This window comes from Robertmurraya sp. (assembly GCF_036676585.1).
In the GTDB taxonomy this organism is placed as follows: domain Bacteria; phylum Bacillota; class Bacilli; order Bacillales; family Cytobacillaceae; genus Robertmurraya_A.
Genome location: NZ_JAKFCQ010000023.1, coordinates 20,975 through 30,442, shown reverse-complemented (window position 1 = coordinate 30,442; position 9,468 = coordinate 20,975). Strand labels below are relative to the sequence as shown.

Below are 9,468 nucleotides of genomic sequence, written 5' to 3'. Positions count from 1 at the left end.
TTTTGATTAATTGGTGATAATACTCACAACGATTAGTAATTACAAAGTAGATTTTTACCTATAATAATGATAGTATCAATGGAGAATAGGAAGTGAATACATATGATAAAAATTGAAATACCTAATCCAGATGTCGTAATTACTAAGAAGCGACAAGTTGGAGAGCCAGTTGAAGCAGTAATAAGCAGCGAATACGGTTTTACCGATTATCACAAAATCCCAAGAGATAAAGGCGGAATAATCCTTTTCTTTAATGCAAGCGATGATTTACTGTTTGTTGGTAAAGCAAGGAAGCTTCGCCCAAGAGTGAAAAAGCATTTTGAGGATCAAGTTTCTCCTATTAAAAAACATCGGGATGAAGTATACAAAATTGCTGTTATCACTGTTGAAGATGCGATGGAAAGAGAAATTTATGAAACATATATTATCAATACAGAACAGGCAAAATATAATATTGATAAAGTTTTCTTTAAGTAAAATAAGCAAATCAAACCCCTTCATTTCTAAAAAATGAAGGGGTTTTTCTACTCCAGTTCTTCTTTATTATTTTTCTTTTTTACAAAGCGATAGGCTAAATATGCGATGTAAAGCGGAGTTGCTATGTAGATTAAATAAGGGAATTGCTTATATGTACCTTTATAGATAACAAATAACAAACACCCGATAAAGAGAGTAACAATCGTCCCGTATTTCGGTAAAGGAATTTCCTTAAAACTTGGTATTCTTATCCGGCTTACCATTAAGAAACATAATCCTGTAAATACAACGGTTGTTATTACGTTCGGTATATAATTACCAAATAGCGTTAATAAGGCCAAAATTCCACCAGCTGCAGTAATTGGTACACCTATAAAATAATTTAAGCTAGATTTAGAGCTGCTTATATTAAATCTGGCTAGTCGATAAGCACCAAACAATGGGAATAAACCAGCAACCATAATCCCTAACTTACCAAGTTGATTTAAATATGTATAATACACTAAAAATGACGGAGCGACTCCAAACGTAACAATATCTGCTAATGAGTCCAGCTCTTTTCCCAGTGAGCTATCTGCCTTAAGCATTCTCGCTAAGCGACCATCCATACTATCTAACATCATTCCAATTAGTATTAAAATGGCAGCATTATTATATTCACCTTCCGCTGCAAAACCGATGGATAAAAAGCCGCAAAATAAATTTCCTAATGTAAACATATTAGGAATACTTTTTGTAAACCGCACTAGCTCCTTCAACCTCCTTTTGAGCCTTTAAATACATTACGAACCTATTATACCATTTTCTTCTTCTATTCCTAGCGGCTATAAAAGATAATGCCTAACATCTCATATTGGAAGTTAGGCATTTCTACAAACAAGGCCATTTATTCAACTGAGAATTCAATTGACGAACTATACACCTTACCAGTCCTTGGTGTCATCCAAGCATTTAACGTATATTTTCCTTTACTTAACTCAACATCCTTCACGTTAATGTCATAAGATAGTTGGTCTCCTGGAGCGAGTACCTCTTTTCCTACCACTTGTAAAAAAGAGCTGACACTTGAAAATAAGAACACCTCTTCTCCGTTTGAATTTACTATTGAATAATCAAACCTTTGAGAGGAAGTAAAATCGAGTGTAATTTCCTTGCCTGATTCATTTTTCACATGATACTGAAACAATAGAGGACTAACTTCATAAAGCATTGAAACTACTTCTCCTTGAACTGTATCCATATTTTCCTCCTCTTTACCTGATGATAATACCGGTTCTGCTTCCCTTTCAGCACCACACCCACCTAAAATAAAAATTGCTATTATGAACACAAAGATTTTCTTCACATAAACACCTCATTTTGTAATCCTTTTACCTTATTAGTCGTTTAATTTGGATTGAAGTTACAAACTAACACAGTAAGAATAAAATTATCTGTAACTTGATTCTCTGTATTCCTCTTCCTTTTTTGAAAAAAACATGGTACTTTTACAAATAGAACTATCATGAAATTTTATTGGTACTTTTTTACTATTTTGTATATAGGAAGAACAGGAGAACACTCATTGAAAAAAATGGTTATTGTCTATATCTTTTTTTGTTTAATTTATATTTTAACTTCTGTATATATTACAGGTGATGTTACTTCTAATAAGTTTTCACACCTTATAAAAGATATTCTATTTGTTATTTTTAATTTTTTCTTTTTCTTTTTAATTGTTAAGAAAAGCCATAAATTAAAAACGGTAGAAAAAGAGGAACAACAATTATCAACATTGATTAACTCAATGGTTGACTTTGTTTGTTTTAAAGATGGAGAAGGGCGTTGGCTAAAAACCAATAGCTTCGGACTTGAACTTTTTCAATTAGAACATGTGGATTATAAAGGAAAAACGGACACAGAGTTGGCTGAATACACTGAGTTTTATCGTGATGCTCTCATTTATTGTGAAGAATATTCAGACCGTATCGCATGGGAAAGCCGAACGGTTACTAGATGTGAAGAAGTCATCACTCTTCCTGATGGAGGGACAAAAACATTTGACACCATTAAACATCCCCTCTTTTATGAAGATGGCTCGAGAAAAGGTCTAGTAGTTATTGGAAGAGATATTACAGAAAAAAAGCTGGCTGAAGAAAGATTAGTACGTTCGGAAAAACTTTCTGTAATTGGGGAACTAGCTGCTAGTGTTGCACATGAAATACGAAACCCACTAACTTCTCTTAAGGGCTTTGTTCAATTTATTCGTCCTTCTGATCAGAAAAACGACAGATATTACGAAATTATGCTCAGTGAACTAGAAAGAATAAATGAAATCGTTAGTGAGCTCTTGCTTTTAGCAAAGCCTCAAAAAGTAAATTTTTCAAAAACTGATGTTAGTAACACGATTGAACATGTGATTTCCTTATTAGAAACGCAAGCAAATATGGTGAATGTAAATATAAACTTCTATAAAGTTCAGTCTCCCACCATCAATTGTGAAGAAAATCAAATCAAACAATTGCTCATTAATATTATTAAAAATGCTATTGAAGCGTCTAGAAACGGCGGTACAGTGGATGTCATACTAGATGTAAATTCTGATGGGATGACAGTTATTCGTGTGATTGATAGTGGAGAAGGAATATCTGAGCAAGCGAAAAAACGTCTTGGTGAGCCTTTTTATAGTTCAAAAGAAAATGGAACGGGTCTAGGATTAACCGTTAGCTTTAAGATTATTGAGCAGCATGGTGGAGATATTTCCTACAGTAGTGAACCAAATAAAGGCACAACGGCAACCATTCTTTTACCCAGTTTTCCTTCACAAGTAGAAAATTTAATGACATCTTAGTATATTTTTGAATAATCAACTCAAACTATATTTGAGCATAATTCATGCTCAAAACTTGTGCCGGGAGTGGATAGCCATGAGTAGAAACAAGCTATTGGTACCTGGGTCAGAAAATGCACTGAATCAGATGAAAGAAGAGATTGCCAATGAGTTTGGAGTTCAACTTGGTGCAGATACAACCGCACGTGCAAATGGCTCTGTTGGAGGAGAAATGACTAAACGCCTCATCCAAATGGCAGAGCAACAATTACGATCTTAATCGATGAGAAGCTCAGGAAAAATATACCTGAGCTTCTCTTTTTTTAACTTATAATGAAACTTTAAGAATGTTATGATAGTACATAGTCACGCAAAATTTAGAAATAATAACTTTTATTGGAGAAGTTTGATGTTCAGGAGGAAATGATGGAAAATTACCCACTTTTAGAAGTTGAGAAGCTTGCCTTAAAAAAATTAAAAACATATAAACAAAGCATCCTTCGTTATCTATTACGTAGTATGCTTGCAAGTATGTTTATTGGGTTTGGAGTAATTGTTGCCTTTAAAACAGGTGGCTATTTTTACAATGAGCATTCTCCTGTTGCATATCCAATGGCAGCTTTTACATTCGGAGCAGCTATTATCCTAATTGCCTATGGTGGTGGGGATTTATTTACAGGTAACACCTTTTATTTTACTTACACAGCACTAAGGAAAAAAATGAGCTGGAATCATGTTTGGCGGCTTTGGGGGTTAAGTTACATAGGAAATATATTAGGTGCAACAGCATTTGCATTATTGATTTATGTGACAGGTTTATTTGCGGAGACTTCGGTAAATAGTTTTCTGTTAAGTGTTGTTGAGAAAAAGATGCATGTTCCAACAATGGAACTTTTCTTTAGAGCTATTCTTTGTAACTGGCTTGTTTGTTTAGCTTTCTTTATTCCTATGGGAATGAAAGAGAATGGTGCAAAGCTATTTGTAATGATACTATTTGTTTTTTGCTTCTTCATCTCTGGATATGAACACAGTATTGCTAATATGTGTACCTTTGCTATCGCACTTGTTCTTAACCACCCTGGAACGATCTCTTTTTCAGGAGTCATTCATAATCTCATTCCGGTGACCATCGGCAATCTCATTGGAGGTAGTATCCTCATGGGGGCCATGTATTATTACGTTAACCTTCCTTTTCTTGATGATGAGCATTAATAATAAGAAAATCCCCTACTGTTTGAATAGGAGTTATTTGATATGACACATTATTTAACTGTTGCATCAGAATTAATACTAGGGTTTTTTATGCTATTTATATTAGCAAAAGCGCTTGGGAAAACTCAACTATCACAAATCACACCGTTTGATTTTATTTCCGCTCTTATACTAGGTGAATTAATTGGCAACGCCGTTTATGACCATGAAACAACCTGGGTGGAAATCGTATTCAGCACGATTGTTTGGGGTGGTTTAATTTATGGAGTCGAAATTATCACTCAGAAATTTAAAAAGACTAGAAAAGCACTTGAAGGTGAACCAAATATCGTTATTCGGAATGGAATAATAAAATATGAAACGTTAAAAAAGGCTAAACTCGACATAAATCAATTGCAAAGTTTAGTTCGTCAACAAGGGTATTTTTCTCTACAAGAAGTTGAGTATGCAATCCTTGAGACAAATGGAATTGTTAGTGTACTTCCGAAATCTCAGAATAGACCACCCACTTTAGATGATTTAAACATTCAAGCTGAGGAAGCTTCCATTCCTACGACGTTAATACTTGATGGAGAAGTTCTGTATGGAAATCTCCAAGAAGCTGGACTAAATGAACAGTGGTTAAAAAACGAACTATTGAAACAAAACTTTCACACGTATGATAAGGTTTTATATGCTGAGTGGAAAAAAAATCAGGAACTCTTTATCTTGCCTTATAAATAAATCAGGCAAAAAGGTGCCTGATTTTAATTTTGTCCACACCCTATTTTATGTAATCGTTTTCCTCTAAATATGAATGAATTGTGACATCATGTCACAAAATTGTCGAAATTTACAACGGATAAAGATATACTAAAAAACCCTTGATATATCAACATTCCCCCTCATTTATTCACCCTAACATTATTTTCCTTACTATTTTTGTCACAAATTAATCTCATTTAACATGTTATTATCATCTACATAGTGGTAATTAGGAAGTAGATAGAATTTTACCGTAAGAACAACTGACAAAATGTCATTGTGAAAAAACGAACATTTTGTTATGCAAAAATATCTTTTTGTGGTAAACTCTAATTTTCCTTGTGAAACAAAACACAAACCTGATTTCATATAAGAAGGAGATGAAACAATTGAAGTTGAAAATGCTATTTCTATCCCTTGTAACAGCCGTACCATTATTATTTTTAAGCGGTTGTGAAATGGTTGTATTTCAGCCTCAAGGGCCAGTAGCTAGAAGTATCATGGAGTTAATTAATTGGTCTTTAATGTGGATGCTTTTAGTAGTAGTTGTCGTATTTGGCTTATTTGGCTATATTGTTTGGAAATATAGAGAAAAGCCAGAAAACATGGGTTATGAGCCGCCAGAAGAACACGGTAGCACCGTATTAGAAATCGTCTGGACAGCTATTCCTATTTTGATCGTTATCGCTTTAACGATTCCTACAGTTACAACATTGTATGACTTAGAAGATGTTCCTGCAGGGTATGAGGAGAAAGAACCGATCGTTATTCACGTAACCTCTGCAGACTGGAAATGGATATTCTCTTATCCAGAAGAAGGAATTGAAACAATTAACTACGTGAACATTCCAGAAGATACTCCTGTCCTGTTTAAATTAACATCGGCTGGAACGATGCAATCTTTCTGGGTACCAGCTCTAGGTGGACAAAAATACTCAATGAATAAAATGGAAACGGAACTATATTTAGTTGCTGACAATCCTGGTTCATATATGGGTAGAAACACAAACTTCAACGGACGCGGATACGCTCAAATGGAATTTGAAGTACTTGCTCAGACCGATGAAGAGTATGATGCATGGGTAAAAGAAGTAAAAGAAACAGCTCCAGAGCTTACAGAAGAAAAGTACATGGAACTACTGAAACCTACACATCTTGGTCGTTTAACTTATTCCAACACACACTTAGCTTGGATCAACCATGCGGATCACGATTCTGAGCTTGTGACAGACCCTGAAGACTATCGTTACCACGGGTACCAAGGAAAGATTTTTGACCAGGAAGATGAAAAAGATACTACTGATGTAGAAAATAATGAGGAAGACCATGGAGGTGACCATAGTGGGCATTAAGTGGGATGAAATTCTGATTACGGGAGATCCAATTATCCTAGGTTCACAGATTGCTATTTTATTAACTTCTCTAGGAATTATTGGTGGTCTTACGTATCTGAAAAAATGGAAATGGCTATGGCGTGAATGGATCACTACCGTTGACCATAAACGTATCGGAATAATGTATATCGTAGCCGCTGTTCTTATGTTCTTCCGTGGCGGTATGGATGGACTAATGATGAAAGCTCAAACATCTCGTCCAGAAATGAGCATTCTAGACGCACAGCATTATAATGAAGTATTTACGGCTCATGGTGTTATCATGATTTTATTCATGGCCATGCCATTCTTAATTGGTTTAATGAACGTTGTTATTCCGCTTCAAATTGGAGCAAGAGACGTAGCGTTCCCTCAGCTGAATGCATTAAGTTTCTGGTTATTCTTCAGCGGTGCGATGCTGTTTAATATCGCATTCGTTGTAGGTGGTGCTCCAGATGCAGGATGGACTTCTTACTTCCCTCTTGCAGGTAAAGAATTCAGCCCAGGAATCGGGAATAACTACTACGCAATCTCATTACAGATTGCTGGTCTAGGAACTTTGATGACTGGTATTAACTTTATCGTAACGATTTTAAAAATGCGTACAAAAGGCATGACATTAATGAGAATGCCTATGTTCACATGGACAACGCTAATCACTTCCGTTATTATCGTAGCCGCATTCCCGATTTTTACGGTTGCACTTGCGTTAATGACATTTGACCGCTTGTACGGTACACACTTCTTTACAGTAGCTGCTGGTGGATCTGACATGCTTTGGGCTAACTTGTTCTGGTTATGGGGACACCCTGAAGTATATATCGTTATCCTCCCTGCTTTCGGTATGTTTTCTGAAATTATTTCGACATTCTCTCGCAAACAGCTATACGGTTACAAATCGATGGTCGTTTCAATCGTTGCCATTGCAGTACTAAGTATGCTTGTATGGGTTCACCATTTCTACACAATGGGATCTGGCGCTTTAGTCAACTCATTCTTCTCTATCACAACAATGATGATTGCCGTTCCGACGGGTGTAAAAATGTTTAACTGGTTGTTTACGATGCGTAAAGGTCGAATTAAAATGACTACGGCTATGCTTTGGTCTTTAGCATTTGTTCCTAATTTTGTTATTGGTGGAGTAACAGGTGTTATGCTTGCGATGGGTGCTGCTGATTATCAGTACCATAATACTTTATTTTTAGTTGCTCACTTCCACTATGTATTAATTCCAGGTGTGGTATTTGCAGTATTCGCTGGACTTTACTACTGGTGGCCAAAAATGTTTGGTTTTATGTTAAATGAAAAATTAGGAAAATGGCATTTCTGGTTGTTTGTAATCGGATTTAACGTAACCTTTATGCCAATGTTCTTCCTAGGTCTAAATGGAGCTGTTAGACGTGCTTATACCTTCTCTGTTGAGTCAGGATTTGCTCCTCTATTCTTACTGTCTGCAATCGGATCAGTTATCCTAGCAGCTGGTTTTGCAATGTTCTGCTACAATATTTATTGGAGCATTCGTTATGCGGACCGCAACATTTCAAGTGACCCATGGGATGCTAGAACACTTGAATGGGCAACAGCTTCACCTGTTCAACATTATAACTTTGCTAAACTACCAGAAGTGAAATCTTTAGATGTATTCTGGTATATGAAAAAGAATAATGAAGGTCTTACATTAAAAGACGAAGAAATAGAAGAAATTCATATGCCAAGCAACTCTGGTCTACCTTTCTTAATGTGCGTCGCTTTCGGAATTGTTGGGTTCTTCCTCATATTTGAATGGCATTTATTAGCTGCAATTTCTGCTGTACTAATTATTGCAGGATTGATTTATCGTTCATTTGATTACAATGATGGTTACCACATTCATAAAGACGAAATTAAAAAGACAGAAGGCGCTTGGAGAAAAATGGAAGGCAAGGTGAATAATCATGTCAGCTAATGTGAACACTTCCCTCCCATTAGAATATCAAACAGAACAAAGCCGTATGAATATTTTAGGGTTCTGGATATTCCTCGGGGCCGAAATTGTATTATTTGCTACCCTCTTTAGTGTTTATGGTGTACTTTATAAAAACTACGCAGGTGGCCCAACTCATCAAGATATTTTTATGATCAAAGAAGTAATGATTCAGACGGTCCTACTTTTAACAAGTAGTTTTACGATGGGTGTTGCCATTTGGGAAATGCGTCGAAACAATAAGAAGGGCTTAATTGGTTGGCTTATATTAACCCTGCTATTAGGTGCAGGATTCCTATTCATGGAGATTAATGAGTTTATTCACTATGTTCATGAAGGTGCAACCATGCAAACTAGTGCCTTTCTTTCTAGCTTGTTTGTCCTTTTAGGAACACACGGTGCTCACGTAACCTTCGGGATTTTCTGGGCAACGATGGTTATCATTCAAATTGCCAAGCGTGGATTAACACCTGTTACTGCTAGAAAGACGTTTATCATTGGTCTTTACTGGCACTTCCTTGATGTTGTTTGGATCTTTATCTTCACGTTTGTTTATTTAAAAGGGATGGTGTTATAGATGGAAAAAAGTACAGAACGTTTTCCGCTAGCTCACGTCTTTGGATTCGTATTGTCACTAGTACTCACATTCGTTGCTGCATGGGTAGCACTTGAGATGAAATTGTCCTTTACGATTGTCATGTGGATTATTGGATCGCTTGCTATCATTCAAGCTGGTCTTCAATTGTTTATGTTTATGCATATGACAGAAGGAGAAGACGGCAAAGTAAATATCATAAATATCGCGTTTATGGTATTTTGTGCAGTTGTTATTGTTGTTGGTTCTATCTGGGTGTTAACATCAGGGCATGCTGCTCATTAATAAAAATAAA

The 9,468-nt window shown here is 35.9% G+C and carries 11 protein-coding genes; 9 read left to right on the top strand and 2 right to left on the bottom strand.

Annotation, left to right across the window (positions count from 1 at the left end; genetic code table 11):
* Positions 1-102: 102 nt before the first annotated feature.
* Positions 103-477, top strand: coding sequence for a nucleotide excision repair endonuclease (locus ACGLXV_RS01775; protein WP_119708743.1), 375 nt, complete (start codon positions 103-105; stop codon positions 475-477).
* Between the two features lie 47 nt (positions 478-524).
* On the opposite strand, the gene pssA is transcribed toward ACGLXV_RS01775, so the two are convergent.
* On the bottom strand, positions 525-1,223 hold the full coding sequence (gene pssA / locus ACGLXV_RS01770) for a CDP-diacylglycerol--serine O-phosphatidyltransferase (RefSeq protein WP_391557261.1): 699 nt from the start codon (positions 1,221-1,223) through the stop codon (positions 525-527).
* Positions 1,224-1,363: 140 nt separating this feature from the next.
* Positions 1,364-1,822, bottom strand: a complete 459-nt coding sequence (locus tag ACGLXV_RS01765) for a BsuPI-related putative proteinase inhibitor (protein ID WP_391557257.1) — start codon at positions 1,820-1,822, stop codon at positions 1,364-1,366.
* A 228-nt stretch (positions 1,823-2,050) separates the two neighbouring features.
* Here ACGLXV_RS01765 and ACGLXV_RS01760 point away from each other — a divergent pair, with 228 nt between their 5' ends.
* From ACGLXV_RS01760 to qoxD, 8 genes are all read left to right on the top strand, one after another.
* On the top strand, positions 2,051-3,307 hold the full coding sequence (locus ACGLXV_RS01760; RefSeq protein WP_391557260.1) for an ATP-binding protein: 1,257 nt from the start codon (positions 2,051-2,053) through the stop codon (positions 3,305-3,307).
* A 76-nt stretch (positions 3,308-3,383) separates the two neighbouring features.
* Positions 3,384-3,566, top strand: coding sequence for an alpha/beta-type small acid-soluble spore protein (locus ACGLXV_RS01755; protein ID WP_119708747.1), 183 nt, complete (start codon positions 3,384-3,386; stop codon positions 3,564-3,566).
* A gap of 146 nt (positions 3,567-3,712) precedes the next feature.
* Complete coding sequence (locus ACGLXV_RS01750) at positions 3,713-4,498, top strand: formate/nitrite transporter family protein (protein WP_391557259.1); 786 nt, start codon at positions 3,713-3,715, stop codon at positions 4,496-4,498.
* A gap of 42 nt (positions 4,499-4,540) precedes the next feature.
* Positions 4,541-5,221 (top strand): DUF421 domain-containing protein, encoded by a 681-nt coding sequence (locus tag ACGLXV_RS01745; protein ID WP_391557256.1) that lies wholly within the window; start codon positions 4,541-4,543, stop codon positions 5,219-5,221.
* Between the two features lie 401 nt (positions 5,222-5,622).
* A complete protein-coding gene (qoxA, locus tag ACGLXV_RS01740) occupies positions 5,623-6,594 on the top strand; it encodes a cytochrome aa3 quinol oxidase subunit II (protein WP_391557255.1) in 972 nt (323 codons plus the stop codon).
* Complete coding sequence (gene qoxB / locus ACGLXV_RS01735; protein WP_119708750.1) at positions 6,584-8,560, top strand: cytochrome aa3 quinol oxidase subunit I; 1,977 nt, start codon at positions 6,584-6,586, stop codon at positions 8,558-8,560. Before qoxA ends, qoxB begins: the two co-directional genes overlap by 11 nt.
* Positions 8,550-9,155: a cytochrome aa3 quinol oxidase subunit III gene (gene qoxC, locus ACGLXV_RS01730; protein ID WP_391557254.1), complete on the top strand. Its 606-nt coding sequence runs from the start codon at positions 8,550-8,552 to the stop codon at positions 9,153-9,155. Before qoxB ends, qoxC begins: the two co-directional genes overlap by 11 nt.
* Positions 9,156-9,458 carry a cytochrome aa3 quinol oxidase subunit IV gene (gene qoxD / locus ACGLXV_RS01725; protein WP_119708752.1) on the top strand — a complete coding sequence of 101 codons (303 nt, stop codon included), beginning with the start codon at positions 9,156-9,158 and terminating at the stop codon, positions 9,456-9,458.
* Positions 9,459-9,468: the final 10 nt, after the last annotated feature.

Bases quoted from the DNA above. Each gene is read 5' to 3' on its own strand.
- ACGLXV_RS01775 (WP_119708743.1), top strand. From the start codon at position 103: ATGATAAAAATTGAAATACCTAATCCAGATGTCGTAATTACTAAGAAG.
- ACGLXV_RS01760 (WP_391557260.1), top strand. From the start codon at position 2,051: ATGGTTATTGTCTATATCTTTTTTTGTTTAATTTATATTTTAACTTCT.
- ACGLXV_RS01755 (WP_119708747.1), top strand. From the start codon at position 3,384: ATGAGTAGAAACAAGCTATTGGTACCTGGGTCAGAAAATGCACTGAAT.
- ACGLXV_RS01750 (WP_391557259.1), top strand. From the start codon at position 3,713: ATGGAAAATTACCCACTTTTAGAAGTTGAGAAGCTTGCCTTAAAAAAA.
- ACGLXV_RS01745 (WP_391557256.1), top strand. From the start codon at position 4,541: ATGACACATTATTTAACTGTTGCATCAGAATTAATACTAGGGTTTTTT.
- qoxA (WP_391557255.1), top strand. From the start codon at position 5,623: ATGAAACAATTGAAGTTGAAAATGCTATTTCTATCCCTTGTAACAGCC.
- qoxC (WP_391557254.1), top strand. From the start codon at position 8,550: ATGTCAGCTAATGTGAACACTTCCCTCCCATTAGAATATCAAACAGAA.
- qoxD (WP_119708752.1), top strand. From the start codon at position 9,156: ATGGAAAAAAGTACAGAACGTTTTCCGCTAGCTCACGTCTTTGGATTC.